Annotated in this window: 25 protein-coding genes; 8 read left to right on the forward strand and 17 right to left on the reverse strand. The window is 69.4% G+C overall.

Annotated features, from left to right (window positions below):
• Window positions 1-27: 27 nt before the first annotated feature.
• The 5 genes from EOD73_RS17980 to aceE form a co-directional block, all read right to left on the reverse strand.
• Window positions 28-1,542: a hypothetical protein gene (locus tag EOD73_RS17980; protein WP_127684063.1), complete on the reverse strand. Its 1,515-nt coding sequence runs from the start codon at window positions 1,540-1,542 to the stop codon at window positions 28-30.
• Between the two features lie 151 nt (window positions 1,543-1,693).
• A complete protein-coding gene (locus EOD73_RS16125) occupies window positions 1,694-3,430 on the reverse strand; it encodes a hypothetical protein (RefSeq protein WP_127684064.1) in 1,737 nt (578 codons plus the stop codon).
• A 133-nt stretch (window positions 3,431-3,563) separates the two neighbouring features.
• The gene (gene lpdA / locus EOD73_RS16130; protein ID WP_127684065.1) at window positions 3,564-5,378 is read right to left on the reverse strand and encodes a dihydrolipoyl dehydrogenase; all 1,815 of its coding nucleotides are present in this window, start codon (window positions 5,376-5,378) and stop codon (window positions 3,564-3,566) included.
• Between the two features lie 10 nt (window positions 5,379-5,388).
• The gene (aceF, locus tag EOD73_RS16135) at window positions 5,389-7,041 is read right to left on the reverse strand and encodes a dihydrolipoyllysine-residue acetyltransferase (RefSeq protein WP_127684066.1); all 1,653 of its coding nucleotides are present in this window, start codon (window positions 7,039-7,041) and stop codon (window positions 5,389-5,391) included.
• A gap of 12 nt (window positions 7,042-7,053) precedes the next feature.
• Window positions 7,054-9,762: a pyruvate dehydrogenase (acetyl-transferring), homodimeric type gene (gene aceE, locus EOD73_RS16140; protein ID WP_127684067.1), complete on the reverse strand. Its 2,709-nt coding sequence runs from the start codon at window positions 9,760-9,762 to the stop codon at window positions 7,054-7,056.
• A gap of 129 nt (window positions 9,763-9,891) precedes the next feature.
• On the opposite strand from aceE, the gene EOD73_RS16145 reads away from it, so the two are divergent.
• The 6 genes from EOD73_RS16145 to EOD73_RS16170 all read left to right on the forward strand — a co-directional run bounded on the left by EOD73_RS16145 (window position 9,892) and on the right by EOD73_RS16170 (window position 17,529).
• Window positions 9,892-12,426, forward strand: coding sequence for a PAS domain-containing sensor histidine kinase (locus tag EOD73_RS16145; protein WP_127684068.1), 2,535 nt, complete (start codon window positions 9,892-9,894; stop codon window positions 12,424-12,426).
• Window positions 12,423-13,049 (forward strand): response regulator transcription factor, encoded by a 627-nt coding sequence (locus EOD73_RS16150; protein ID WP_127684069.1) that lies wholly within the window; start codon window positions 12,423-12,425, stop codon window positions 13,047-13,049. Before EOD73_RS16145 ends, EOD73_RS16150 begins: the two co-directional genes overlap by 4 nt.
• 63 nt (window positions 13,050-13,112) lie before the next feature.
• Window positions 13,113-13,967, forward strand: a complete 855-nt coding sequence (gene folD, locus EOD73_RS16155) for a bifunctional methylenetetrahydrofolate dehydrogenase/methenyltetrahydrofolate cyclohydrolase FolD (protein ID WP_127684070.1) — start codon at window positions 13,113-13,115, stop codon at window positions 13,965-13,967.
• A 5-nt stretch (window positions 13,968-13,972) separates the two neighbouring features.
• Window positions 13,973-15,988: a M3 family metallopeptidase gene (locus EOD73_RS16160; RefSeq protein ID WP_205702491.1), complete on the forward strand. Its 2,016-nt coding sequence runs from the start codon at window positions 13,973-13,975 to the stop codon at window positions 15,986-15,988.
• 10 nt (window positions 15,989-15,998) lie between these two features.
• On the forward strand, window positions 15,999-16,880 hold the full coding sequence (locus EOD73_RS16165; protein WP_127684071.1) for a 3',5'-nucleoside bisphosphate phosphatase: 882 nt from the start codon (window positions 15,999-16,001) through the stop codon (window positions 16,878-16,880).
• A gap of 16 nt (window positions 16,881-16,896) precedes the next feature.
• Complete coding sequence (locus EOD73_RS16170) at window positions 16,897-17,529, forward strand: L-threonylcarbamoyladenylate synthase (RefSeq protein ID WP_127684072.1); 633 nt, start codon at window positions 16,897-16,899, stop codon at window positions 17,527-17,529.
• Here EOD73_RS16170 and EOD73_RS16175 read toward each other — a convergent pair.
• Genes EOD73_RS16175 through ybaK form a run of 4 tightly spaced genes read right to left on the reverse strand, consistent with a single transcriptional unit; the run spans window position 17,500 to window position 19,354 of the window.
• Window positions 17,500-17,883, reverse strand: coding sequence for a glutaredoxin family protein (locus tag EOD73_RS16175; RefSeq protein WP_127684073.1), 384 nt, complete (start codon window positions 17,881-17,883; stop codon window positions 17,500-17,502). The genes EOD73_RS16170 and EOD73_RS16175 overlap by 30 nt on opposite strands.
• A 10-nt stretch (window positions 17,884-17,893) precedes the next feature.
• Complete coding sequence (locus EOD73_RS16180; RefSeq protein ID WP_127684074.1) at window positions 17,894-18,250, reverse strand: RidA family protein; 357 nt, start codon at window positions 18,248-18,250, stop codon at window positions 17,894-17,896.
• Window positions 18,243-18,866, reverse strand: coding sequence for a glycerol-3-phosphate 1-O-acyltransferase PlsY (gene plsY, locus EOD73_RS16185; protein ID WP_127684075.1), 624 nt, complete (start codon window positions 18,864-18,866; stop codon window positions 18,243-18,245). Before plsY ends, EOD73_RS16180 begins: the two co-directional genes overlap by 8 nt.
• A complete protein-coding gene (gene ybaK, locus EOD73_RS16190; RefSeq protein ID WP_127684076.1) occupies window positions 18,863-19,354 on the reverse strand; it encodes a Cys-tRNA(Pro) deacylase in 492 nt (163 codons plus the stop codon). Before ybaK ends, plsY begins: the two co-directional genes overlap by 4 nt.
• Window positions 19,355-19,735: 381 nt before the next feature.
• Between ybaK and EOD73_RS16195 the strand changes: the two genes are divergently transcribed.
• The gene (locus tag EOD73_RS16195; RefSeq protein WP_127684077.1) at window positions 19,736-20,044 is read left to right on the forward strand and encodes a hypothetical protein; all 309 of its coding nucleotides are present in this window, start codon (window positions 19,736-19,738) and stop codon (window positions 20,042-20,044) included.
• A gap of 2 nt (window positions 20,045-20,046) precedes the next feature.
• On the forward strand, window positions 20,047-20,937 hold the full coding sequence (locus EOD73_RS16200) for an alpha/beta fold hydrolase (protein WP_127684078.1): 891 nt from the start codon (window positions 20,047-20,049) through the stop codon (window positions 20,935-20,937).
• Window positions 20,938-21,006: 69 nt separating this feature from the next.
• Here EOD73_RS16200 and EOD73_RS16205 read toward each other — a convergent pair whose 3' ends face one another.
• From EOD73_RS16205 to EOD73_RS16240, 8 genes are all read right to left on the reverse strand, one after another.
• Complete coding sequence (locus tag EOD73_RS16205) at window positions 21,007-21,324, reverse strand: energy transducer TonB (protein ID WP_127684079.1); 318 nt, start codon at window positions 21,322-21,324, stop codon at window positions 21,007-21,009.
• Between the two features lie 182 nt (window positions 21,325-21,506).
• Window positions 21,507-22,145 carry a DUF481 domain-containing protein gene (locus EOD73_RS16210; RefSeq protein WP_164846109.1) on the reverse strand — a complete coding sequence of 213 codons (639 nt, stop codon included), beginning with the start codon at window positions 22,143-22,145 and terminating at the stop codon, window positions 21,507-21,509.
• Between the two features lie 119 nt (window positions 22,146-22,264).
• Window positions 22,265-22,735 carry a 23S rRNA (pseudouridine(1915)-N(3))-methyltransferase RlmH gene (gene rlmH, locus EOD73_RS16215; protein ID WP_127684081.1) on the reverse strand — a complete coding sequence of 157 codons (471 nt, stop codon included), beginning with the start codon at window positions 22,733-22,735 and terminating at the stop codon, window positions 22,265-22,267.
• Window positions 22,736-23,500: a ribosome silencing factor gene (gene rsfS, locus EOD73_RS16220; RefSeq protein ID WP_127684082.1), complete on the reverse strand. Its 765-nt coding sequence runs from the start codon at window positions 23,498-23,500 to the stop codon at window positions 22,736-22,738. It abuts the gene before it with no gap.
• Window positions 23,501-23,516: 16 nt separating this feature from the next.
• Window positions 23,517-24,098, reverse strand: a complete 582-nt coding sequence (gene nadD / locus EOD73_RS16225) for a nicotinate (nicotinamide) nucleotide adenylyltransferase (protein ID WP_240660753.1) — start codon at window positions 24,096-24,098, stop codon at window positions 23,517-23,519.
• Window positions 24,095-25,036, reverse strand: a complete 942-nt coding sequence (hemF, locus tag EOD73_RS16230) for an oxygen-dependent coproporphyrinogen oxidase (RefSeq protein ID WP_127684084.1) — start codon at window positions 25,034-25,036, stop codon at window positions 24,095-24,097. The genes nadD and hemF overlap by 4 nt, the downstream gene beginning before the upstream one ends.
• Window positions 25,033-25,650: a 1-acyl-sn-glycerol-3-phosphate acyltransferase gene (locus tag EOD73_RS16235; protein ID WP_164846110.1), complete on the reverse strand. Its 618-nt coding sequence runs from the start codon at window positions 25,648-25,650 to the stop codon at window positions 25,033-25,035. Before EOD73_RS16235 ends, hemF begins: the two co-directional genes overlap by 4 nt.
• A gap of 34 nt (window positions 25,651-25,684) precedes the next feature.
• On the reverse strand, window positions 25,685-26,101 hold the full coding sequence (locus EOD73_RS16240) for a hypothetical protein (RefSeq protein WP_127684086.1): 417 nt from the start codon (window positions 26,099-26,101) through the stop codon (window positions 25,685-25,687).
• Window positions 26,102-26,106 lie beyond the last annotated feature (5 nt).

Below are 26,106 nucleotides of genomic sequence, written 5' to 3' on the forward strand. Positions count from 1 at the left end.
GCGCCAAGCGCCCCGCGCTCGCAGCGCTCAGGGCCTGCGCCACCACCCCAGCAACGCCGCCGCCGGCAAGACCGAGCGGGGCCGGAAGGCCGTCGTCCACAGGCCGCCGTGGCAGGCTTGGTCCATCACCAGGTCCAGGGGATGGGCGAGTGGCACGCGCGGGTCGGACGGCGCACGGTCGGTGCGCAGGTCGTGCACCCACAGGGCGGCCATCAAGGCATTCGTGGTGTCGGGCTCGAAGACCTCGACCTGGAAGGCGCTCGCCCCGCGGTAACCGGCCGCCAAGGCCGGGTTCTTCATCACCGAGTGCGTGCCAGTGCCCGGGGCCACGTTGAGGCTGACGCGGTGCCCTTGGGCGCGGGCGACCAGCGCACGCCACTGCTGCAAGCGCTTGGCCACGGCGTAGTTGGGCCCTTGCTGCAACACCAGGCTGTCGCTGACGCCCAGTTGGCGACCATCGGGCAAGGGCATGAGCTCCGGGTAATGCGGGCGAAACAGGCCCCCGCGCGTGAGCGCACACAATCCGTCTTGCAGCCAGCGCAAGGGGCCAGAACGACCAGCGTGTCGGCGCTGCGCAAACCGGGCGCTGGCTTCGGGCACGGGGAAGACGTCGGAGGGCGTGGCAAGGTAGGCCACGGAGCTCGCGGGCTGGGCCTGCAGCACCGCGCGCACGACCAAGTCCATGGCCACGGAGACGCGTAGGTGCCGCTCGCCATCGGCGTAGGCGAAGGCGCCCACGTCCAGCGGGCGCTCGAAGCTGCGCAGCCAGGCGGCCGCGCGTGGGGCGTCCCGCAGCAGGTCGACACCAGCCTGGCGGGTCCAGTCGCCGCCGGCGGGGCCGCGCAGCGGCAGGTGCAGGGTCGCGTTGCCGGCCCGAACCAGGTCGGCGATGCGGGTCCAGACCTCGGGGCGGTCCAAGTCCACGGCCAGCAAATTGGCGCGCCAGCGCACCAACCACCGCAAGGGACCGGCCTCGCTGCCCGCCCCCAGCAGCGCGATGTGGCGGTCCGACAGGTCGAACCACTCGGGGTGGCGCACGCAGCGGCCCAAGGCCTTGGCCGCGCTGGCCTCCAGCACGCCGGCTTCCACCCAGCGCAGCAGCTGCTGCAGCAAGGCGTCGCCCTGCAGGGTCTCGCCGCGGTACGGCACGCTCCACGGGTGCACCGCGGCCGTGCCCTCCCCTTTCAGCGTGAAGGTGGCCAAGGGCCAGCCTTCGGGGGCGGCCAAGGCTTCGGCCAGGTCGCGCTCCACGCCGTCGTCGCCCACCCAGGCCAGGGCCTCCCAGGCCGCGGCCAAGCCCGCCTCGGCACTGGCGACCACCGCCTGAGGGCGCAGCACCGCCCCTTCCACCCAATGGGTGACGGGATGCGGGTACAGACGGCGCCAGCGCGTTTCGGCCCGCGTGGCCTGCGCGGAAGAAAAAGCGCCCAGGGCATCGAGCGCGCGCGCCAGGATGTGCTTGCCCGCCGTGCTGCTGCTGCGGCCGGCACGGCCGTCCTTGCGGAAGACCAATCCGGGGGTGGGTGCGGGCGCAGCGGGCATGCCTGGGGAGCGTCAGTGACAGGGGCCGACAGCTTAGTCAGGCGACGCGGCGTCGCCCAGCGGAGCGGCGCGTCAAAGCCGGGGTGGGCGTGCGCTTGTGCCCAGGCCGGGCCCTGGCGAACCCTGAGCCCAAGCCCGGCGCGTCGTGCCCTCAGCCGAAGCGCACCTGCAGGTTCTGCCCCTGCACGGAGAAGGTGGGGGCCTTGCCACCGACGGCGTTGCCCGCGAACTGCGAGGCCGCGAACTCGCCCAGGTTGGGCGCACTCAGCAGGGTCAGGGGCGCCGCCGGGGCCGTGTTGGCGCCTTCGAAGGCGAAAGTGGTGCTGCCCCGCATGGCCAGACGACCGCTGAGTTGCAGCGGCGTGGGCGCGTTGCCCAGCGCCACGCGAAGCACGCCACCGGCCAGGTCAAGGTTGGCCAGGCCCAAGCCGCCACGGTGGGCGCTGAGGTCGAGCTCGGCGTTGTCCGCCAAGTAAACGCTGGCCGCGTCGCCCGTGGCCGCGTCGCGGAAGACGATGCGGCCCCCACCGCCCCCGCGGCTGCCGCCGTGGGCCACCAACACGGCCTGCCCGGCCGAGGCCGTTCCGGCGAACACGGTGTAGCCCCCGGCCACGCCAGGCGCGTGGCCGCCCAGGTTCACGAAGGTGGCTTGGCCGGCCGTGGGCACCGCGCCACCGGCTGGCGCGGGCACCGCGCCAGCGTCCGTGCTGGCGTACACGGCGAACTGCGTGTAGCCCGCCGCCCCCCCGGCGGCGGCAGCCGGGTGGTTGTAGAAGCTGGCTTGCGCCGCCGTCGGGAAGTAGCTTGTCGGGGTGTTGATCGAGAAGATCGTGTGACCGGCGCTGGCGGGACTCGCCACCTCGCTGCCATGGTTGTGGAAGGTGGCGTTCGCGGCCGTGCACCAGCCGTACTTGGCGCTGAATTCGACGTGCCCACCGCCACCCTGCGCGCCGTGGCAAGCGCCGAAGTTGATGTACACGCCCGAGCCGGCGGACGCGCCACTGCTGGCCATGTGCGGCGGGTTGTTATTGAAGCTGGTGACCCCCCCGTAGGCGCCGGCGGCCGGGGCGGCGTGGTTGAGGTAGAGGCCCTGCGCGCCGGTGGCCGTGCCGTCGAAGGCCACATCGCCACCGTTGGCCTTGACCACCGTCCCGCCCTGGTTGTCGAACTGCGCTTGCACGGCGCTGGACTGGTCGTAGAACTGGGTGTTGCCCCCATCGCCGCCGCTCACGGTGCCGCCCACGTTCAAGAAGCGCGCCCGCGCCGCGGTCGAGCGGTCGTGAAACACCGCGTTGCCGAAGGTGTCGCCATCGGGACCCAAGCTGCCGTACACCACGAAGCTGGCGGTCTCGGCCGTCGCGTCGTCGCCAAAGCTGATCTCGCCGCCCACGGTGCTGCCCTGCCGGGCTGGCACGCCCGCCCCGGTCCAGGCCATGAAACGCGCCGAACCGGCGGACGCGCGCCCCACGAATCGGATCACCCCACCGCCGGCGCCTTGGGCGTTGACCGGGCCGGCGCAGTAGAAGTTGTTCGCCGAGCCCGCCGAGGCCTGGTTGCTGAATTGCAACTGCGGCGTGTGCAGGCTGGCGCTGGTGGCGGCCACGATGAAGCTTTGCGTGGCCATGGAGGCGTTGTCGACGCCGGCACCCGCGATGTTCAGCGTGGGCGCTGTGGGCGATGCCGCACCAAGGCAAAAGGTGTAGCCCGGGGCCCCGGGGGCAAAGGCCAAGCCGCCCACCTGCGTGCCAGCGGCTTGCGAGAAGCCGATGACGGTTTGGGCACTGCCGGCAAACTGGGCCTGCCCGTCGGGCACCGCCGCGCCCGTCCAATTGCCGGCAGCGTTCCAATCGTCGTTGCCGGCCGCTGCATCCCAAGTCGCGTTGCTCATCCAAGCCTCCACCGTGTGGGTTGAAAAAGAGGGGGCGAGCAAAGCGCCCGCGTCCGCATCATCGGGGCCTCACCGACAAGAAAAAACCCGAACGGTTTCCGTTCGGGCTGGTGCTGCGATCAGGGCGGCGTGCTCAGCGTTTCGCGGGCGGCAAATCGGTGCAACTGCCGTGCGCCACCTCGGCCGCCATGCCGATGCTCTCGCCCAGCGTGGGGTGCGGGTGGATGGTCTTGCCGATGTCCACCGCGTCGGCGCCCATCTCGATGGCCAGGGCGATCTCGCCAATCATGTCGCCGGCGTGCGTGCCGACGATGCCACCGCCGACGATGCGGTGCGTTTCCGCGTCGAACAGCAGCTTGGTGAAGCCTTCGTCGCGGCCGTTGGCAATGGCGCGGCCGCTGGCCGTCCAAGGGAACAGGCCCTTCTCGACCTTGATGCCCTCGGCCTTGGCCTGGTCCTCGGTCAGGCCCACCCAAGCCACCTCGGGGTCGGTGTAGGCCACGCTGGGGATCACGCGGGCGTTGAAGGCGCTCTTGGCCAGCTTCTCGTCGCCCAGCAACTCGCCGGCGATGACCTCGGCGGCCACGTGCGCCTCGTGCACTGCCTTGTGCGCCAGCATGGGCTGGCCCACCAAGTCGCCGATGGCGAACAGGCTGGGCACGTTGGTGCGCATTTGGATGTCGACGTTAACGAAGCCGCGATCGGTCACGGCCAGGCCGGCGTTCTCGGCGCCGATCTTCTTGCCGTTGGGCGTGCGGCCCACGGCCTGCAAAACCAGGTCGTAGGTGCCTTCGCTCTTGGTGCCATCCAGGCCCTCGAACTGCACTTTGATGCCCTCGGGCGTGGCCTGCGCGCCAACGGTCTTGGTCTTGAGCATGACCTTGTCGAAGCGCTTGGCGTTCATCTTCTGCCACACCTTGACCAGGTCGCGGTCGGCGCCTTGCATCAGACCGTCCATCATTTCCACCACGTCCAGCTTGGCGCCGAGCGTGCTGTAGACCGTGCCCATCTCCAGGCCGATGATGCCGCCGCCGATGACGAGCATCTTCTTCGGGCTGCCGCGCAACTCCAGCGCGCCGGTGCTGTCGACGATGCGATCGTCCTGGGGCAGGAAGGGCAGGCGCACCGCTTGCGAGCCGGCCGCCAAGATGGCGCGCTTGAAGCGGATGGTTTGCGTCTTGCCGGTGAGCTCTTGGCCGCTGCCGGTGGACTCCTCCACCTTCAGGTGCTGGGCGTCCACCAGGGTGCCCTTGCCGCGCACGACGGTGACCTTGCGCATCTTGGCCATGGCCGACAGGCCGCCGGTGAGCTTGCCCACCACCTTGGCCTTGTGAGCGCGCAGCTTGTCCAGGTCGACGGTGGGGGCGCCGAAGCTCACGCCCAGGTCGGCGAAGTGGCTGACCTCGTCCATCACCGCGGCCACGTGCAACAGCGCCTTGGACGGGATGCAGCCCACGTTCAGGCAAACGCCGCCCAAGGTGGCGTAGCGCTCGACCAGCACGACCTTCAGGCCCAGGTCGGCCGCGCGGAAGGCGGCCGAGTAGCCGCCGGGGCCGGCGCCCAGCACCAGCACGTCGCATTCGAGGTCGACACCGCCGGTGTACGCGGTGGCCGGCGTTGGCGCCACGGTCGCGGCCACCGCAGGGGCGGACGCTGGCTTGGCTGCAGCAGGTGCCGGCGCCGCGCTGGCCACAGGGGCTGCCGCGGCAGCGACGCCCTCGGCCAAGGCGACGAGGTCGCCCTTGTTGACCTTGTCGCCGATCTTGACCTTCAGCTCGGTGATGGTGCCCGCGGCCGTGGCCGGGATTTCCATCGAGGCCTTGTCGCTCTCGACCGTGATTAGGCTCTGGTCGAGCTTGACGGTGTCGCCCACGGCGACGAGCAGCTCGATGACGCCAACGTCCTTGAAGTCGCCGATGTCGGGGACGCGCAGTTCGATTTGTGCCATGCGGGGCCCCTTACAGCAGCACGCGGCGGAAGTCCGCCAGGATCGCGCCGAGGTAGGCGTTGAAGCGCGCCGCGGCGGCGCCGTCGATCACGCGGTGGTCCCAGCTCAAGCTGAGCGGCAGGGTCAGGCGCGGCTCGAAGGCCGAGCCGTTCCACACCGGCTTGATGAAGCTCTTGCACACACCCAAGATGGCCACTTCGGGCGCGTTGATGATGGGCGTGAAGTAGGTGCCACCGATCCCGCCCAAGGACGAGATGCTGAAGCAGCCGCCCGTCATGTCTGCAGGGCTGAGCTTGCCGTCGCGCGCCTTGGCGGCCAACTCGCTCATCTCCTTGGCGATCTGCGCCACGCCCTTCTGGTCGGCGTCCTTGATGACGGGCACGACGAGGCCGTTGGGGGTGTCGGCCGCGAAGCCGATGTGGAAGTACTTCTTCAGCACGAGCTCGTCGCCGTCCAGGCTGGCGTTGAACTCGGGGAACTTCTTGAGCGCGGCCACGCTGGCCTTGATCAGGAAGGCGAGCATCGTGAACTTGGTGCCCGACTTCTCGTGCTCCTTGTTCATGGCCACGCGGAAGGCTTCCAGCTCGGTGATGTCGGCCTCGTCGTGGTTCGTCACGTGCGGGATGACGACCCAGTTGCGGTGCAGGTTGGCGCCGCTGATCTTCTTGATGCGCGACAGGGGCTTGCGCTCGACCGCGCCGAACTTGGCGAAGTCGACCTGCGGCCAGGCCAGCAGGTTCAGGCCCGCGCCCGAACCCGCCGACGCGGCCGGCGCCTTGGCGGCCTGGGCCTTGGTTTGCACGCCACCGGCCATCACGGCCTTCACGAAGCCGGCCACGTCGTCCTGCGTGATGCGGCCCTTGGGTCCCGAGCCCTTGAGCTCGTCCAGGGGCACGCCCAGCTCACGGGCGAACTTGCGCACGCTGGGGCTGGCGTGGGGCAACGCAGCCGAAGGCGCGGCCGTCGGGTTGTGGGCCGCGGCCGGGGTGGCTGGGGTGGCCGAGGCCGCCACCGGCGCGGGGGCCGCCACGGGCGCGGCCACCGGGACCGGGGCCGCCGCTGAGGCGGCGCCGGCCACGGTCAGCACCAACACCGGGCTGCCGATGTTGACGGTGTCGCCCAGCTTCACGCTGAGCGACTGCACCACGCCGGCGTGGCTGCTGGGGATCTCCATCGAGGCCTTGTCGCTCTCGACGGTGATCAGGCTCTGGTCCACGGCCACGGTGTCGCCGGGCTTGACCAGCAACTCGATGACGGCCACGTCCTTGAAGTCGCCGATGTCGGGCACCACCACGGTGACGGTGCTGTTGCCCGCGCTGGCTGCAGCCGGCGCCGTGGCCGGGGCGGCCACTGGGGTCGGGGCGGCCGCTGCCGAGGCGGAAGGGGCCGCAGACGCCGTGGGCGCCGGTGCCGCGGCGGGCGCGCCCGCGCTTTCCAACTCCAGCAGCAGGTCGCCGATGTTGACCTTGTCGCCCAGCTTGACCTTGAGCGACTTGACCACGCCGCCGTGGCTGCTGGGGATCTCCATCGAGGCCTTGTCGCTCTCGACGGTGATCAGGCTCTGCTCGGGGCGGATCGTGTCGCCCTCTTTGACCAGCACCTCGATGATGGCCACATCCTTGAAGTCGCCGATGTCCGGGACCTTGACTTGCACCAATGCCATGACGTCGGTTCCTCAGGCGTACAGCGGGTTGATCTTGGCGGCATCGATGCCGTACTTGGCGATGGCCTCGGCCACCTTGGCCACCGGCAGCTTGCCTTCGTCAGCCAAGGCCTTGAGCGCGGCCACCACGACGTAGTGGCGGTTGATCTCGAAGTGCTGGCGCAGCTTGCTGCGGAAGTCGCTGCGGCCGAAGCCGTCGGTGCCCAGCACCTTGTAGCTGCGGCCGGCCGGCACGTAGGCACGGATCTGCTCGGCGTAGGCCTTCATGTAGTCGGTGCTGGCCACCACGGGGCCGGCGGTGCGGTTCAGCTGCTGGGCCACGAAACTCTGGCGCGGGGCCTCCAGCGGGTGCAACAGGTTCCAGCGCTCGGCGTCCTGGCCGTCGCGGGCCAGCTCGTTGAAGCTCGGGCAGCTCCACACGTTGGCGCTCACGCCCCAGTCCTGCTCCAGCAGGGCCTTGGCCGCGATGGATTCGCGCAAGATGGTGCCGCTGCCCAGCAGGTTCACTTCCAGCGCGCCCTTTTCAGCGCCCTGCAGCAAGTACATGCCCTTGAGGATTTCGGCCTCGGTGCCGGCTTGCAGGCCGGGCATGGCGTAGTTCTCGTTGAGCAGGGTCAGGTAGAAGAACACGTTCTCCTGGTTCTCGACCATGCGCTTCAAGCCGCTGTGCATGATCACCGCCACCTCGTGCGCGAAGGTGGGGTCGTAGGAGATGCAGTTCGGGATGGTGCCGGCCAGGATGTGGCTGTGGCCGTCTTCGTGCTGCAGGCCCTCGCCGTTCAGCGTGGTGCGGCCGCTGGTGCCGCCCAGCAAGAAGCCGCGGGCTTGCATGTCGCCGGCGGCCCAGGCCAGGTCGCCGATGCGTTGGAAGCCGAACATCGAGTAGTAGATGTAGAACGGGATCATCACGCGGTTGTTCGTCGAGTACGACGTCGCCGCGGCGATCCACGAGGCCATGCCGCCGGCCTCGTTGATGCCTTCTTGCAGGATCTGGCCGGCCTTGTCCTCGCGGTAGTACATGACCTGGTCCTTGTCGACCGGGGTGTACAGCTGGCCCTTGGGGTTGTAGATGCCGATCTGGCGGAACAGGCCCTCCATGCCGAAGGTGCGCGCCTCGTCCACCAGGATGGGCACCACGCGCGGGCCCAGGTCCTTGTCGCGCAGCAGCTGCGTCAGGAAGCGGACGTAGGCCTGGGTGGTGGAGATCTCGCGCCCTTCGGGCGTGGGCTCCAGCACGGCCTTGAAGGTGTCCAGCGGCGGGATCGTGAAGCTCTCGTCGGCCTTGATGCGGCGCTTGGGCAGGTAGCCGCCCAGGGCCTGGCGGCGCTCGTGCAAGTAGCGCATTTCCGGCGTGTCGTCGGCCGGCTTGTAGTACGGCAGCTTGGGCAGCTCGCTGTCGGGCACGGGGATGCCGAAGCGGTCGCGGATGTACTTGATGTCGTCGTCGGTCAGCTTCTTGGTCTGGTGGACGGTGTTCTTGCCTTCACCGGCCTTGCCCATGCCATAGCCCTTGACCGTCTTGACCAGCAGCACGGTGGGCTGGCCCGTGGTGTTGTGGTGGGCGCGGTGGAAGGCGGCGTATACCTTCTCGGGCTGGTGACCGCCACGGCGCAGCTCGAAGATCTCTTCGTCGCTCATGTGCTCGACGAGCTTGGCGGTCTCGGGGTACTTGCCGAAGAAGTGCTTGCGGACGTAAGCGCCGTCGTTGGCCTTCATGGCCTGGTAGTCGCCGTCCAGCGTTTCCATCATCAGCTGCTTGAGCTTGCCGCTCTTGTCGCGCGCCAGCAGCTCGTCCCAGCCCTTGCCCCAAATGAGCTTGATGACGTTCCAGCCGCTGCCGCGGAACTCGCTCTCCAGCTCTTGGATGATCTTGCCGTTGCCGCGCACCGGGCCGTCCAGGCGCTGCAGGTTGCAGTTGACGACGAAGACCAGGTTGTCCAGGCCCTCGCGCGCCGCCAGGCCGATGGCACCCAGCGATTCCGGTTCGTCCATCTCGCCGTCGCCCATGAAGGCCCAGACCTTGCGATTGGCCGTGTCGGCGATGCCGCGGGCGCCCAGGTACTTCAGGAAACGTGCCTGGTAGATGGCCATCAAGGGCCCCAGGCCCATGCTGACGGTGGGGAACTGCCAGAAGTCCGGCATCAGCTTGGGATGCGGGTAGCTGGACAGGCCCTTGCCATCCACCTCTTGGCGGAAGCTGTCGAGCTGGGCCTCGGTCAGGCGGCCTTCCAGGTAGGCCCGGGCGTAGATGCCGGGGGAGCTGTGGCCCTGGATGTAGAGCAGGTCGCCGCCATGGTTCTCACTCTCGGCGTGCCAGAAGTGGTTGAAGCCCGCCCCCAGCATCGAGGCCAGCGAGGCGAAGGAACCGATGTGGCCGCCCAGGTCGCCGCCATCGGCCGGGTTCAGGCGGTTGGCGCGCACCACCATGGCCATGGCGTTCCAGCGCATGTAAGCGCGCAGGCGCTTTTCGATCTCGATGTTGCCTGGGCACTTGGCCTCTTGGTCCGGCGGGATGGTGTTCAGGTAGGCCGTGTTCGCGCTGAAGGGCACGTCGATGCCGGCCTGGCGGGCTTCGTCGATCAAGGCTTCCAAGATGAAGTGCGCCCGCTCGTCGCCCTCGGTGCCAATGACGGCCTTCAGGGCATCCAGCCACTCTTGCGTTTCTTGGGGGTCGCGGTCGCCGGCGCGCGCGCCGAGGAAGTCTTGGGGTTGGGCCGACATGGGCGTCTCCGTCGTGATTAGAGGCAGGACTCAAATTCGCGGTCGAAGTTTCGCACAAGTCGCCAATATTCCAAATTGCGACCATTCATTTCATATTGCGATATTTTGGGCCGTTCGGATAATGCCCAGATGCCTCTGCTTGCCAACTGGGTCCAAAGCACCCAGGCCCTGTTGCGCCCCGTGCTGGCCACTTACGTCCGCTGGTGGCGCCGCCAATCGCCCGCGCGCCAAGACCGCTTCGCCACCTTGGGGCCCTTGGCCTCGGTCCTGCTGTTCCTGATGGCCATCGTGTTGGCCTTCTGGTACCTGCGCAACGAAGAAGTCGAGCGGGAAACCGAGGCCGTCAAGCGGGACACGGAGATCGCCCAGCAACAAATCCGCCTGCGCCTGATCGAGAACCAGGAACAACTGGCGCGCATGGCCCGCGAGGTGGTGACCCGACAGATTTCCCCCCAGGAGTTCGCCACGCAGGCCACCGCCTTCGCCCGCGAGCGGCCCGAGGTCACCCACATCACCTGGTTGAGCGCCCACCGCGACCGGCGGGCCAGCGTCAGCAGCACCGGCTTCCAAGCCAACCACCTGATGGCGCCCGGCACCGGCGACCCGTCCATGCCCATGCTGGGCAACCCGCCCGACCAGGCCTTCACCCTGGCCAAAGAGCGCCGGCAAACCAGCTACTCCGGCGCCTTCCGCGACGCCATTGGCAGCCTGGTCTTCCAAGTGCACGTGCCGCTCGTGGACCGCAACGGCTTCGGCGGCGTGCTCATCGCCGAGTACGGCGTCGAGGCCTTGCTGCGCTATTACGTGCCCACCGAGGTCACCACCCGGCACCCGGTGGCCATGGTGGACGACAACATCCTGCTGGCCACCACCGAAGGGCCGGCCGATCGGCGCCTGGCGCCACGCGCCGTGATCTCGCACGACGTGGCCCTGGCCCCGGCCTTCAACGGCCTGATGCTGCGCGGCACCGGCTACCGCACGTCCATCGGCCTGATCTCCAACACCCTGTTCTGGATGGTGGTGGCCCTGGCGGTGCTCACGGTCTGGATGCTGCTGGGCACCTGGCGCCACATGCGGCGGCGCCTGCACATGCAAAACGCCCTGCTGGCGGAGACCAACTTCCGCCGCGCCATGGAGAACTCGATGCTCACGGGCATGCGGGCGCTCGACATGGAGTCGCGCATCGCCTATGTGAACCCGTCCTTCTGCGCCATGACCGGCTTCACCGAGGCCGAGCTCTTGGGCTGCCGCCCGCCCTTCCCTTTCTGGCCCCGCGACCGCTTGGACGAGAACCAGCGACTGCTCGACCAAGAGATGCAGGGCCGCAGCCCCAGCGGCGGGGTCGAGGTGCGCGTGATGCGCAAAGACGGCTCGATCTTCGACGCCCGCATGTACGTCAGCCCCCTGGTCGACGCCAAGGGCAAGCAAACCGGCTGGATGACCTCGATGACCAACATCACCGAGGCCAAGCGTGTGCGCGATCAGCTCAGCGCCAGCCACGAGCGCTTCACCACGGTGCTGGAAGGCCTGGACGCTGCCGTGTCCGTGGTTTCGGTGCCAGCCCAAGAGCTGCTGTTCGCCAACCGCAGCTACCGCCTTTGGTTCGGCGCCGAAAACGCCGGCCACCTGAGCCTGGCCCAGGAACCGGTGCGTCCGGCCGAGCTGCAGGGCGACGCCGTCGACGACGCCAGCGGTCTGCCGGCCCAGGAGCTGACCGACGCGCCCGGGGGCACGCCCCGCGAGGTGTACGTGGAGGCGGTGGAGCGCTGGTTCGACGTGCGCACGCGCTACCTGCAGTGGACCGACGGCCGCCTGGCGCAAATGCTGATCGCCACCGACATCACACAACGCCGCGCGGCCGAACAGCAGGCCCAGGTGCAGGCCGACAAAGCCCAGGTGACCAGCCGCCTGATCACCATGGGCGAGATGGCCTCGTCGGTGGCCCACGAACTGAACCAGCCGCTGACCGCCATCACCAACTACTGCAACGGCATGATCAGCCGGGTCAAGGGCGACAACATCGCCAAAGAAGACCTGCTGGCGGCCTTGGAGAAGACCTCCAAGCAGGCGCAGCGCGCCGGCCAGGTCATCCACCGCATCCGCGCCTTCGTCAAGAAGAGCGAGCCGCAACGCGTGCCCTCGCAGGCCGCCGAGATCGTCGACGACGCGGTGGAACTGGCCTCTTTCGAGCTGCGCCGCCGCAACGTGCAGTTGCACGTGTACGTGGCCCAGCGCCTGCCCGCCTTGTCGGTCGACCCCATCCTGATCGAGCAGGTCATCCTGAACCTGCTGAAGAACGCCGCCGAGGCCATCGACAACGCCAAGCTGCCGCCCTCGCGACGCCACGTGGAACTGCGCGTGGTGCCTCGCCACATGCCCGACCAAGGCGGCACCATCGAGTTCGCCGTGACCGACACCGGCCCGGGGCTGCCCGAGGAGGTGCTGAGCCGCATGTTCGAGGCCTTCTATTCGACGAAGACCGACGGACTGGGCATCGGACTAGGGTTATGCCGGTCTATCGTCGAGTCCCACAAGGGCCGCTTGCGTGCCGAGAATCTTTACAATGGCGAGCTTCTCTCGGGCTGCCGCTTCTCGTTCACGATCCCCGTGGACGCCAAGCCCACGGACGCCCCCGCTCACCCACTGCTGGCCCCCACTCCATGAGCTTGATCCCCAAGAAAGGCAACGTCTTCGTTGTCGATGACGACGAAGCGGTGCGCGATTCGCTGCAATGGCTGCTCGAAGGCAAGGACTACCGCGTCAAGTGCTACGACTCGGCCGAGACCTTCCTCGCCCGCTTCGACCCGCGTGAAGTGGCCTGCCTGATCTGCGACATCCGCATGGACGGCATGAGCGGCCTGGAATTGCAAGACAAGCTCATCGAGCGCAAGAGCCCGCTGCCCATCGCCTTCATCACCGGCCACGGCGACGTGCCCATGGCAGTGCAGACGATGAAGAAGGGCGCCATCGACTTCGTCGAGAAGCCTTTCAAAGAGGAGTCGCTGGTGGCCCTGGTCGAAAAGATGCTCGACCAAGCCCGCACGGCCTTCGCCAGCCACCAGGAAGCCGCCAGCCGCGACGCCCTGCTCAGCCGCCTGACCACGCGCGAGGCCCAAGTCCTGGAGCGCATCGTGGCCGGCCGCCTGAACAAGCAGATCGCCGACGACCTGGGCATCAGCATCAAGACCGTGGAAGCGCACCGCGCCAACATCATGGAAAAGCTGAACGCCAACACCGTGGCCGACCTGCTGAAGATCGCCCTCGGCGCGCAAACCGCCAAGGCTTGATCGCCTGTGTTTTCAAAGGCCGCTCCCTGAGCGGCCTTTTTCGTTTCTGAAAGGATGTCCGACATGCCCGCCCAACTCATCGACGGCAATGCCCTGGCCCAACAACTGCGCGCGAACATGGCCACCGAAGTGGCCGCGCTCAGCGCCCAGGGCCACCGCCCCGGCTTGACCGTGCTCCTGGTGGGCGAGGACCCGGCCAGCCAGGTCTACGTGCGCAACAAGGTCAAGGCCTGCGAAAGCATCGGCATGGCCTCCAGCCTGGAGCGCCACCCCGCCGACCTGAGCGAAGCCGCGCTGCTGGCCCGCATCCGCGAACTCAACGCCGATCCGGCGGTGCACGGCATCCTGGTGCAGTTGCCCCTGCCCAAGCACCTGAACGCCGACCTCGTGATCGAAACCATCGCGCCCGAGAAGGACGTCGACGGCTTCCACGTCGCCAGCGCTGGCGCGCTGATGGTGGGCCAGCCCGGCTTCAAGCCCTGCACGCCCTACGGCTGCATGAAGATGCTGGAGAGCATCGGCTGCAACCCGCGTGGCAAGCACGCCGTGGTCATCGGCCGCAGCAACATCGTGGGCAAGCCCATGGCCATGCTGCTGCTGCAGGCCAGCGCCACCGTCACCATCTGCCACAGCGCCACGCCCAACCTGGCCGAGATCACCCGCCAGGCCGACATCTTGGTGGCCGCCGTGGGCCGCCCGAAGTTCGTCAGCGCCGACATGGTCAAGCCCGGGGCCGTGGTGCTGGACGTGGGCATCAACCGCGACGACGCCGGCAAGCTGTGCGGCGACGTCGATTTCGAGGCGGTGAAGGAAGTCGCTGGCTGGATCACCCCCGTGCCCGGCGGCGTCGGCCCGATGACCATCACCATGCTGCTGCAGAACACCCTCGAAGCCGCCCAACGCAAGGCCCAAGCCTGAGCCCCATGAGCAACCCCCTCCTTTCCAGCGCCCACCTCCCCGACTTCGCGGCCATCCGGCCCGAGCACATCCAGCCTGCCATCACCGAGTTGCTGGCCCAGGCCCAGGCGGCGCAAGAGAAGGTCACCGACCCCGACTTCCCCGCCGACCTGCACGCCATGGAGCGCGAGCTCGACGTGGCCACCGACGCGCTGGGCCTGGCCTGGGGCGCCATCGGCCACCTCAACGCCGTGGCCGACACGCCCGCGCTGCGCGAGGCCTACAACGCCATGCTGCCCGCGGTGAGCGAGTTCTTCAGCGGCCTGGGCAGCGACGAACGCCTGTACGCCAAGTACAAGGCCGCGCCCATCCCGCACGACCCCGCCGAGCAGCGCGCGCTGAAGCTGGCGCTGCAAGGCTTCGTGCTCGGGGGCGCCGAGCTGCAGGGCGAGGCCAAGGAGCGCTTTGCCGCCATCCAGACCCGCAGCGCCGAGCTGACCCAGGCCTACAGCGAGCACGTGATGGACGCGACCGACCGCTTCGCCCTGTTCGTGCCGCCCGAGCGCCTGGCCGGCGTGCCGGAGGACGTGGTGGCCCACGCCAAGGCCCTGGCCGAAGCCGAAGGCCAGCCCGGTCAGTGCAAGCTGACCCTGCACTTCCCCAGCTACGGCCCAGTGATGCAGTACGCGCACGACCGCGCCCTGCGCGAACAGCTCTACCGCGCCTACGCCACCCGCGCCAGCGAGCTGGGCGACCCCGCGCTGGACAACACCGCCCTGATGCACGAGATCGTGGCCCTGCGCCACGAAGAGGCCGCGCTGCTGGGGCACCCGCACTTCGCGTCGGTCAGCCTCGTGCCCAAGATGGCCGACTCGGCCGAGCAGGTGCTGGCCTTTTTGCGCGACCTGGCCACCAAGGCCCGCCCTTTCGCCGAGAACGACCTGGCCGCCGTGCGCGCCCACGCCCTCACGCTGGGCTTGCACGACCTGCAAGCCTGGGACCTCTCATACGTGAGCGAATCGCTGAAGGCGGCGCAGTACAGCTACAGCGAGCAAGAGGTGCGCCAGTACCTGACCCTGCCGCAGGTGCTGGACGGCCTGTTCGCGCTGCTCAAGGACATGTTCGGCCTGACGCTGACGCCCGTCGAAGCCTCGCAAGCCTCGGTGTGGCACGACAGCGTGCGCCTCTACGCCCTGCACCGCGATGGGCATTTGGTGGGCCACGTCTACCTGGACCTGATCGCCCGCCCTGGCAAGCGACCCGGGGCGTGGATGGACGACGTGCGCGGCCGCTGGAAGCGCCCCGACACGGGCCACGTGCAAAGCCCGGTGGCGCACCTGGTGTGCAACTTCGCGCCCGGCGCCGACGGACAACCGAGCCTGCTGACCCACGACGACGTGACCACCCTGTTCCACGAGTGGGGCCACGGCCTGCACCACCTGCTCACGCAGGTGACGGTGGGCGGCGTGTCGGGCATCGACGGCGTGGAATGGGACGCCGTCGAGCTGCCCAGCCAGTTCATGGAGAACCTGGCCTGGGAATGGCCCGTGCTGGCGCGCCTGACGAAGCACGTGAGCACCGGTGAGCCGCTGCCCCGCGCCCTGTTCGACAAGATGCTGGCCGCCAAGAACTTCCAGGCCGGCCTGCAGACCCTGCGCCAGGTGGAGTTCGCCCTCTTCGACATGCGCCTGCACGCAGAAGGGCCGCAAGACCCGCTGGCCTTGATGCAGGCCGTGCGCGACGAGGTCTCGGTGTTGCCGCCGCCGGCCTTCAATCGCATGCCCCACAGCTTCAGCCACATCTACGCCGGCGGCTACGCGGCGGGCTATTACAGCTACAAGTGGGCCGAGGTGCTGAGCGCCGACTGCTGGGCCGCCTTCGAAGAAGAGGGCACGGCCAACCCGGCCACCGGCGCGCGCTTCGTGGCCGAGATCCTGGCCAGGGGCGGCTCCCGCCCGGCGATGGACAACTTCAAGGCCTTCCGCGGCCGAGAGCCGTCCATCGATGCCCTGTTGCGCCACCAAGGCATGGCCCTCGCCTGAGAATCGGCCCATGCCTGATGCCCTTGCGCTGAACCACCTCACCAACGCCGACCTGCACTGCCACTCCACCGTCAGCGACGGCGGCTTGGCGCCGGCGGCGGTGGCCGCGCGCGCCGCGGCCGCCGGCGTTCAGCTGTGGGCCCTGACCGACCACGACGAAATCGGCGGCATCGCCGAGGCCCGGGACGCCGCCCTGCGCCTGGGCATGGCCTACCTCACCGGCGTCGAGATCAGCGTCAGCTTTGCCGGCCAGGTGGTGCACATCGTGGGCCTGGGCTTCGACGAGACCCACCCGGCGCTGCGCGAGGGCCTTCGCTCGACGCGGGGCGGGCGCGAGCCCCGGGCGCGCGAGATGGCCGAAGGGCTGGCCCAAGTGGGCATCCACGGCGCCTTCGAAGGCGCCCTGACCTTCGTGGGCAACCCCGAGCTGATTTCGCGCACGCACTTCGCGCGCTGGCTGGTGGAAGCCGGCCACTGCCGCAGCGTGCCCGAGGTGTTCCACAAGTACCTGACCGAGGGCAAGCCCGGCTTCGTGCCGCACCGCTGGGCGGCCTTGAGCGACGCGGTGCGCTGGATCCGCGACGCGGGCGGCATGGCCGTCATCGCCCACCCGGCGCGCTACAAGTTCACCCCCAACGAAGAGCTGGCGCTGCTGACCGACTTCGTGGCCCACGGGGGCCGCGGGCTGGAGGTGGTGACGGGCAGCCACTCGGCGGCCGAGGCGCTGAAGTACGCCGGCGTGGCCAAAGAGTTCGGCCTGTTGGCCTCGCGCGGCAGCGACTTCCACGCCCCCGAAGAAAGCCGCACCGAGCTGGGCACCCTGCCCGACCTGAGCGGCGACCTGGACCCGGTGTGGGTGGCCCTGGCCGACCGCGTGCACTTCCCGCATTGACGTTTCCGCACTGAGCATGTCGGCGCTGTTTTTCGAAGTTCACCCGCAGAACCCGCAGCCCCGCCTGCTCAAGCAGGCGGCGCAGCTGATCCACGCCGGCGGCGTGGCGGCCATCCCCACGGACAGCAGCTACGCGCTGGTCTGCCACCTGGACGACAAGGCCGCCGTCGACACCCTGCGTCGCGTGCGCGGGGTCGACGAGAAGCACCACCTCACCCTGCTGTGCCGCGACCTGTCGGAATTGGCCAGCTACGCGATGGTGGACAACAAGCAATACCGCCTGCTCAAGAGCGTCACGCCAGGGCCCTACACCTTCATCCTGCCGGCGACCAAGGAAGTGCCACGCCGCGTCTCGCACCCCAGCCGCCGCACCATCGGCCTGCGCGTGCCCGATTGGCCGGTGACGCAGCAATTGCTGGAGATCTTGGGGCAGCCGCTGTTGGCCACGACCTTGATCCCGCCGGGCGAAACGGAAGCCTTGAACGATTCGGACGCCATCCGCGAGCGCTTCGGGCACGCGCTGCAGGCCATCGTGTGCGCAGGCGCCTGCCCCTTGGAGCCCACCACCGTGGTCGACCTGAGCCAGGGCGGGGCCGAAGTGCTGCGCGAGGGCCGCGGCTCACTGGCCGCGCTGGGCCTCGGCGATTGACAGCAGGCGGGCGGGGTCCAGGCCCAGCACCGCTTGCCCGTGCAGCACGAAGGTGGGCGTGGCGCGGGCGCCGGTTTTGGCGAAGCGCTGCCGGCAGCTGGCGTCGTTCTCGACGAAGCACTCTTGGAACGGCACCTGCGCCTCGGTCAGCCAGGCGCGTGCGTGTGTGCAGTAGCCGCAGCTCACCGAGCTGATCATCTGCAGCTGCCCCGGCTGCAGCGCCGCGCGCAGCTGCGCGGCTTGCTCGGCCGTGCCCGGGGCTTGGCCCTGCTTGAGCCAGCCCCCCAGCCCAAAGGCCAAGGCCATCGCCAGCACCGCGATGGCCCACTCGGCGCGGCTCAGGCGCTGGCTCAAGGGCGCGGTCTCAGGCCTGCGCGGCGGTGACCAGCACCTCCACGCGCCAGTTCGGTCGGGCCAGCGCGGCCTGCACCGTGGCGCGCGGCGGGGCGAAACCGGGCACCACCCAGGCGTCCCACACGCGGTTCATGCCGTCGTAGTCGGCCAGGTCGCGCAGGAAGATCTCCACGCGCAGCAGGTGCTGCTTGCTGGAGCCCGCCTCGGCCAGCAGGCGGTCGACCATGCCCAGCACCTCGGCGGTCTGGGCTTCGATGTCGCCGTCGGCCGTTTGGTCGGCCACCTGGCCTGCGAGGTAGACCACGCCGTTGTGGATGGCGGCCTCGCTGTAGCGCTTGGCCATGCCGATGCGTTGAACTTCAGCCATTCTTCTTTGCTCCGAGTTTGGATTCCGTGCCTGCCAGCAGGCGTTCGATGTTGGCGCGGTGGCGCCAGACGAGCAGTGCGCCCATCGCGGCCGTGCCCCAGACGATGGGGCCCAGGCCCCAGATCAGCGCTTGGTAGAAGGGCGCGAAGGCCGCCGCCACCATCGAGGCCAGCGACACGAAGCGCGAGAAGGCCACGATGAGCGCGAAGCTGGCCAGGGTGGCCACGCCCAGCAGCGGGTTCAGCGCAAACAGCACGCCCGCGGCCGTGGCCACGCCCTTGCCGCCCTGGAACTTGAAGAACACCGGCCACAGGTGGCCGACGAAGGCCGCCAGGCCCACGGCCACCGCCGCGTCCACGCCCAAGCCCAGGGGCTGGCCCCACAGGTAAACCGCCAGCACGGGCAGGTAGCCCTTGAGCGCGTCGAACAGCAGGGTGATGAGGGCGGCGGCCTTGCTGCCGCTGCGCAGCACGTTGGTGGCGCCGGGGTTGCCGCTGCCGTAGGTGCGCGGGTCGGCCAGGCCCATCAGGCGGCTGGTGATGACGGCGAACGACAGGGAGCCGATCAGGTAGGCCGCGACCACGGCCAGCACGAGGTGGAGGTTCATGCCCGTCATTGTGGCGAAGCGCAGTCCACCGGCCGCGCCCCCAGGGCTTGGGTCAGCACCTGCGGGTCCAGACCGACCAAGAAACCGCGCCGCCCGCCGTTGATGCAGATGCGCGGCAGGGCCAAGATGCTCTGCTGCACGTAAATGGGCATGGCCTTGCGCAGCCCGAAGGGCGAGGTGCCGCCCACCAAGTAGCCGCTGTGGCGCTGCGCCACCTCGGGCTTGCAGGGCTCCACCTTTTTGCAAGGAATCTGCCGGGCCAGCTCCTTCAGGCTCACCGTGCGGTCGCCGTGCATCAGCACCACCAGGGGCTCGGCCTTGTCGTCCTGCATCACCAGGGTCTTGACCACCGCGTGCTCGTCCACGCCCAGCTGCTTGCTGGACTCGGCCGTGCCACCGTGCTCCACGTAGTCGTAAGGGTGCTCGGTGAACGCGATGCCGTGCGCCTTGAGCCAGTCGGTGGCCGGCGTGGCGCTGACATGGGGTGACTTCTTCATGCCGCCATTGTCCTGGGACACACTGCGTGCGCTTTGACACCCACCGTTTCCCGATCCCGAGGGCCCATCCTGCTGGCCGTGCTGTCGGCCCACGCCGCGCTGCTGGGCGCGCTGTGGACTTGGCGCGTCGCCCCGTCGCACGCCCCGCACCCGGCATCCACCCCGATTCACTTCATCGCGGTGGCGCCCCGCCCCGCGGCACCGAGCACGAGGCCCTCACAGCCGCCCAAGCCTCAACCGGCGACGCCGGTGCTCGCGCCTTCCGAGGATGCCCGGGCGGCCCCGACCGAGTCCGCCCTCCCTTCGCCGACCGCCGACTCCAGTGCCATCACATTGCCCCCACCCGATGCGGCCTCGGCTCCTCGACCACTGAACCTGACCTTGCCACCCAGCTTCCGCGGCGAGGGACCGATGGTGCCGGCCCGCCAAGCCCAGGCCGATCCACGCGCCAACTCGCCCCGGCCGAGTTTTGGCGAGCAGGTCTTCGGGACCGACGGCGGCGCCACGCTGCGCGTCGAAACGCAGTCCGGCGCGCAGATTCGCGGGCCGCAGGGCAGTTGCACCCAAGTGACGAACAACACCTGGGCGCAGATGAACCCCATGGACCCCAACGCCCGCGCGCTGCCCAGCAAGGTGCACGACTGCAGCAAACTCGCCCCCGGTGCCGCCCGCCACGCCCGCCCCAAGTGACCATGCCCTACCTGCCCCGCCGTTTGCCGCAATCGCGCTTCGAAACCCTGCGCGGCCTTCGCGCCCATGCCTTGCACTGGCCTGGCGACGCCCAGCGGCCCTTGCGCGTGCTGCTGCACGGTTGGATGGACGTGGCCGCCTCGTTCCAGTTCCTGGTCGACGCCTTCGCCGATGACACGCCGGTCGTGGCCATCGACTGGCGGGGCTTTGGCGACAGCGCGCCCAGTGGCGCCGACGCCTACTGGTTCGCCGACTACGCCGCCGACCTCGACGCCTGGCTGCAGTGCCTGAGCCCCGACGCGCCGGTGGACCTCATCGCCCACAGCATGGGCGGCAACGTGGCCATGCTGTACGCCGGCGTGCGGCCCGAGCGCGTGCGGCGCCTGGTGAACCTGGAGGGCTACGGGCTGCCCGACAGCCCACCGGTCGCCGCGCCGGAGCGGATGCGGCGTTGGTTGGACGAACTGCGGGAGCCGGCCCAGCTCAAGCCCTACCCCAGCCTCGCCGCCGTGGCCGCGCGCCTGCGCAAAACCAACCCCCGACTGCCCGAAGACAAAGCCAGCTGGTTGGCCCAGCACTGGGCCACGCTGGGGGCCGACGGGCAGTACCACCTGAAGGCCGACCCGGCGCACAAGCGCAGCCATGCCGTGCCCTACCGCAAGGCCGAGGCCATGGCCACCTGGGCGCGCATCAGCGCCCCCACGCTGCTGGTGGAGGGCGAAGACGACGCCCTGCGCCTCTTTTGGGCCGACCGCTACCCGCGCGCCGACTTCGAAGAGCGCTTGGCCGTGATCCCGTCGCTGCAGCAGCAGCGCCTGCCCGATTGCGGGCACATGCTGCACCACGACCAGCCCGAGGCCCTCGCGCAGGCCATCGAGGTTTTCCTGCGCTGAAACGACAAAGCCCGCGTCGCGGCGTCGCGTACGCGGGCTCTGGGAGGCTGGCGCGCGGGCGCCCGGGGCTCAGTCGTCGTTGCGGAAGGTCAGCTTGACCTCGTGCGTCTGCTTGTCGCCGCTGGGCTCGAAGCGCCACTCCTTCAGGGCTTCCACCGCGGCACGGTCGAACACGCGCTTGGGCTCGGCCTCGACCACTTCAACGTCGGCCACCTTGCCGTCGGCCGCGATCGTCAGCTTGGCACGCACGCTGCCCGAGCTGATGTTCTTGCGCACGGCCTCGGCCGGGTACTCCGGCGGCACCTTCTTCGTCACCTTGGGGGTGGCGATGGCGAGCGTGGCAGCGGACAGCAGAACGAGGGCGAGGGCGGCGGTGCGAATCGTCATGGAGGAGCTCAAGGGGTTGATGGGCGCGTCGCGCCTCGTGGGCCCAACGCGGCGCGCATTCTGGTTAACCCGATCCCCTGGGGTAAGGGGGTCGACCGTGCATCGTTCACGGCCGGCGGTCCTTCAACCGGCAGCCCGTGCCGCCCCTGCCAATTCGGTCACGGTGGTCACCGCGTGCGGGCTCAGAGCGCGTAGCTCAGGCTCACGTCGAGCTCGGTTTCTGCGCTGCGGGCCGTGCTGCTGAACGGGTAGCCGCGCTCGTAGCTGGCCTTGACCAACACGCCCAGGTGCGCGCTGAGCTTGGTGCGCAGGCCCAGGTCCACGGTGCGGTAACGCTCGAGCGCGCTCTGCTCGTGCGCCAGGTTCGCCCGGAGTTGCACGGACTCGCTCAGCTGCCAGCGCAGTTGCGCCCGCGCCCCCCAAAGCGCCTCGTTCACGCGCCCGCCGCCTTGCAGGCCCGCCGTTCGGTAGCCCGTCGCACCCTCCAGGGTCAGGGTCAGGGTGTCGCTGGGCCGGGCCACCCAGCCGCCCCCCAGGCGCAAAGCCCGGGTGGTGACGTAGTAGCCATTGGCGTTGTGGCGAAACCGGGGCGACACGAAGAGGAACACCGCCGGGTCGTCGAGGTAGCGGCGAACCTTGAGGTTCACGTCATAGCGGTCGCGGTCCACCTCCAAGGGTTGCCCTTCGACCTTGACCACCTCGCGGTCGAAGGCCAACTCGCCCAGGAGCTGGTACTGGCCTTGTCGGTAGGCGACATCGGCATCGGCCGTGGTTCGGCGGGAGATGTAGGTCGAACCCGACAGCTGGAGCCCGAACGCCAAGTCGCCCGACCACCCCGAATCGGCCGTGGCCGGGGCAGGCACTGGCTGTGCGACAGCGACCGAAGCCGCCCCGAGAAGCGCGCACGCCAAGCTCCGTTGTCGACCCCAAGCCCCCATGGTCACTCCCGGTGGTAAGGGTGCCCCGCCGTGATGGACCAGGCGCGGTACAGCGCCTCCACCAGCAGCACGCGCGCCAAGGCGTGGGGCAGGGTCAGGTCCGACAGGCGCAATTTTTCGTCGGCCGCGTCCTTGAGCTCCGCCGCCAGGCCGTCGGGGCCGCCCATGTAGAGCACCACGTCGCGGCCATCGGCCTTCCAGCGCTCCAGGCGCTCGGCCAATTGCACGGAGGTTTGGCGCTCGCCCCGCTCGTCCAGCACCACGCGGCGCGCGCCTTTGGGCGTGGCGTCCTGCAGGCGCTGGGCCTCGGCGGCCATCATTTGCGCGGCGGTCTTGCCCGTGGTGCGCGGCTCGGCCTTGGCCGTCTTCAGGACCAGGGGCAAGTCGGGCGGGAAGCGTTTGACGAGATCGGCCGTGGCCTCGTCCGCCCAGGCGGGCAGGCGTTGGCCCACGGCCAGCAGCAGGAGCTGCATTTACTTCTTGGCGGCGGTCTTCTTGGCAGCCGGCTTCTTGGCCGCCACGGGTTTGGCGGCCACCTTCTTGGCGGCCGGCTTCGCGGCCGGCTTGGCCGAGGCCGTCTTGCGCGCCGCCACCGCTTGCTTGGCCGGGGCCGACAGGCTGCGGCCGCTGGACTTGGCCGGCGCCTTCTTCGCGGCCGGCTTCTTGGCACCGACCTTGATGGTCTTGACCGGCACGGCATCGGCCAAGGAGGTTTTCTTGGCGGCCGGCTTCTTGGCCGCGGGTGCCGCGGCCGCCTTCTTCGCCGGCGCCTTCTTGGTGGCGGACTTCAAGGCCTCGGCGGCGCTGCCCGAGCGGCGGCTGGCCGTGGGCTTGCTGGCCTTCTTGGCCGGGGCGGCGGCCTCGGGCTCGCTGGCCTTGGGCAGCTTCTTGGGCTCGCTGGCCTTGAGCTTGACCGGCTTCTCGCCCCAAATCTCTTCGAGGTGGTAGTAGTCGCGGATGGCCGGCTGCATCACGTGCACGACGGCCGCGCCACAGTCCACGATGATCCATTCGCCGTTGTCTTCGCCCTCGGTGCGCAGCACGTCGGCGCCCGCCTTCTTGACGGCGTCGCGCACGCTGGCGGCCAGGGCGCGCGTTTGCCGGTTGCTGGTGCCACTGGCCACGATGACGCGCTCAAAGAGAGGCGACAGGGCCTCGGTGTTGAACACCTGGATGTTCTGGGCCTTGACGTCTTCGAGGCCATCGACGATGGCGCGTTGCAACTTGCGGATGTCCATGCGGGTGGTGTGCGCTTTAGGCGGCGTAGAGAGTGTGTTGGGCAATGTAGCGGGCAACCTCGTTGCCCACCAAGGGGGAAATGTCGGCGCCCTGGAGGATTGCGGCGCGCACGCCACTGGCGCTGATGGCGTCGGCCGGCATGGCCAGGGCCTGGGCCCGGTGGGGTGGCAGGGCCGGGTCGGGGGCGATGGCCTCGCTGCCCCGGGCCACCACGGCCAGGGTGCAGGCGGCCAGCAGCGCGTCCACCCGCCGCCAGGTGGACAGGCGGGCGTACTGGTCTTGGCCGATCACCAAGAACCACGCGCCCGGCTGCGCGGTCTGCAGCGTCGCCAGGGTGTCGGAGCTGACGCTGGGCTCGGGCCGATCCAACTCCCACGACGACACGCTTACGCCCGGAAGGCCCTTCATCTGGAGGAGCAGCATGGCCAAGCGGTGCCGGCCCTCGGCCATGGGCTGCCCCGCCTTTTGCCAGGGCTGGCCCGCGGGCATCACCACCAGCTCGTCCAAGCCCAACTGAGCCACGGCGGCCTGCGCCAGGGCGCGATGCGCCCGGTGCGCCGGGTTGAAGCTGCCGCCGAACAGGCCGTAGCGCTTCACAGCCACAGGTGGGTGGGCGCCTCGTCGGCCCAGTCGCGCGGGCGCAGGAAGTCGGTGTACAGCTTGGCCTCGGGCGTGCCGGGCTCGGGCGCCCATTGGTAGTGCCACTTCACCTCGGGCGGCATGGAAAGCAAGATGGACTCGGTGCGGCCGCCGCTTTGCAAGCCGAAGAGGGTGCCGCGGTCCCACACCAAGTTGAACTCCACGTAGCGACCGCGGCGGTGCGCCTGGAAGTCGCGCTCGCGCTCGCCGTAGGCGTAGCCGTGACGGCGCTTCACGATCGGCGCGTAGGCGCTCAGGAAGGCATCGCCCAGCGACTGCATCAGCGCGAAACCGCCGTCGAAACCGCCTTCCTCGAAGTCGTCCCAAAACACGCCGCCCACGCCGCGCGGCTCGTTGCGGTGCTTGAGGAAGAAGTACTCGTCGCAAGCGGGCTTGAAGCGGGCGTAGCGCTCGGGGCCGACGGCATCGCGGCACACGCGGTGAAAGTGCTGCGCGTCGCGCTCGAAGCCGTAGTAAGGCGTCAGGTCCATGCCGCCGCCCCACCAAGTCACGGCCTCGTTCTCGACGGACTGGGCCGGTTGGGCCGACAACATGCGCACGTTCAGGTGCACCGTGGGCACGAAGGGGTTGTGCGGGTGGATGACCAGGCTCACGCCCAGGGCCTCGAACGGCGCCCCGGCCAGGTGCGGCCGCGCGGCCGTGGCCGAGGGCGGCAGCACGCGGCCCTTGACGTGGCTGAACAGCACGGCGGCGCGCTCGAACACGGCACCGCCCTCCAGCATGCGGCTCAGGCCATCGCCTTCCAGCCGGCCGCCGGGCTCGCGTTGCCAGGGGTCGCTGGCGAAGGCATTGCCATCCAGGGCCTCCAGGCCCGTCACGATGCGGTGTTGCAGGCCCAGCAGGTAGGCGCGGACGGTGTCGGTGGCGGTGCTCATGGTTTCAACTGGATGGGGCTGGCCAGGTGCGGGCGGAAGCCCTTCTTGTCGCCCAGCACCGCACGGAAGGTGGCGAAGTCCTGCGCCACGTCGCCAGTGGGCAGCACAAAGTCGGTCAGGGTCACGCGGCGGGTGGGCACGTCGAAAGAGGCCAGGCCGATGGGCACGCCCGCCTGCACCGCCACTTGGTAGGCGCCGCTGCGCCAGCCCGTGGTGAGCGAGCGCGTGCCCTCGGGCGCGGCCGCCAGCCAAAAGTTCTCGCCGCGCTCGCGCGCTTCGCGCATCTGGGCGGCGGTCTGACCGACCACGCCGTGCTTGTTGTGGCGGTCGATGGGGATGCCCCCGATCCAGCGGGCCCAGGCCCCCAGCAGCGGCACCTTGAACAGGCTGTCCTTGCCCCAGTAGCGGATCTCGATGCCCAGGCCCCACTTGGCCAACACGCCCAGCACGAAGTCCCAGTTCGAGGTGTGCGGGTAGACCAAGATCACGCCCTGGCGCGTCGGCAGGCCGTCGAACACCAAGCGCCAGCCGAAGCAGCGCAGGATGAAGCGCGCGATGGCGCTGCCGCGGGGCTTGAGCGCCGGCAGCGCGGGAAGGGATTGCAAGCGTTCCATCCGATCCATCCTTACTTCGCCACGAGGCAGCGTGTCATGAGCCCGAAGCTTCCCTGACCGTCCAAACCAACACGAAACACAGCACGATGTAGGCGCTCGCGTCGCCGGCCAGTCGAGCCAAGAACGGGGTCGCTTGCGTCACGGTTTCGTGGTTGACCATCGACAGCGCGGGCAAGCGCGCCGCCCGACGCACGAGGTACACCCAGTTCCAGGTCGCCAGTAGGGCGATGAGCCAGAGATCCCAGTCGCGCAGGCCGCCCCCCAAACCGACCCATGCGCCCATCACCGCGCCCGCCCACCCCAGGTAGGCAAACCGCCGGGCAGACGCCCCGAGGCCCAAGTCGGGCACGATCGCGCCCGGCATGTCAGGGGGCGGCCCATCCGGCGTGACCCGGCTGACCAGGTCCACATCGGGGAGCGTGTCTGGCCCCCAGGGGTTGCGCTTGGACAAGTCGC

It is taken from the genome of Inhella crocodyli (assembly GCF_004004565.1).
Taxonomy (GTDB): domain Bacteria; phylum Pseudomonadota; class Gammaproteobacteria; order Burkholderiales; family Burkholderiaceae_C; genus Inhella; species Inhella crocodyli.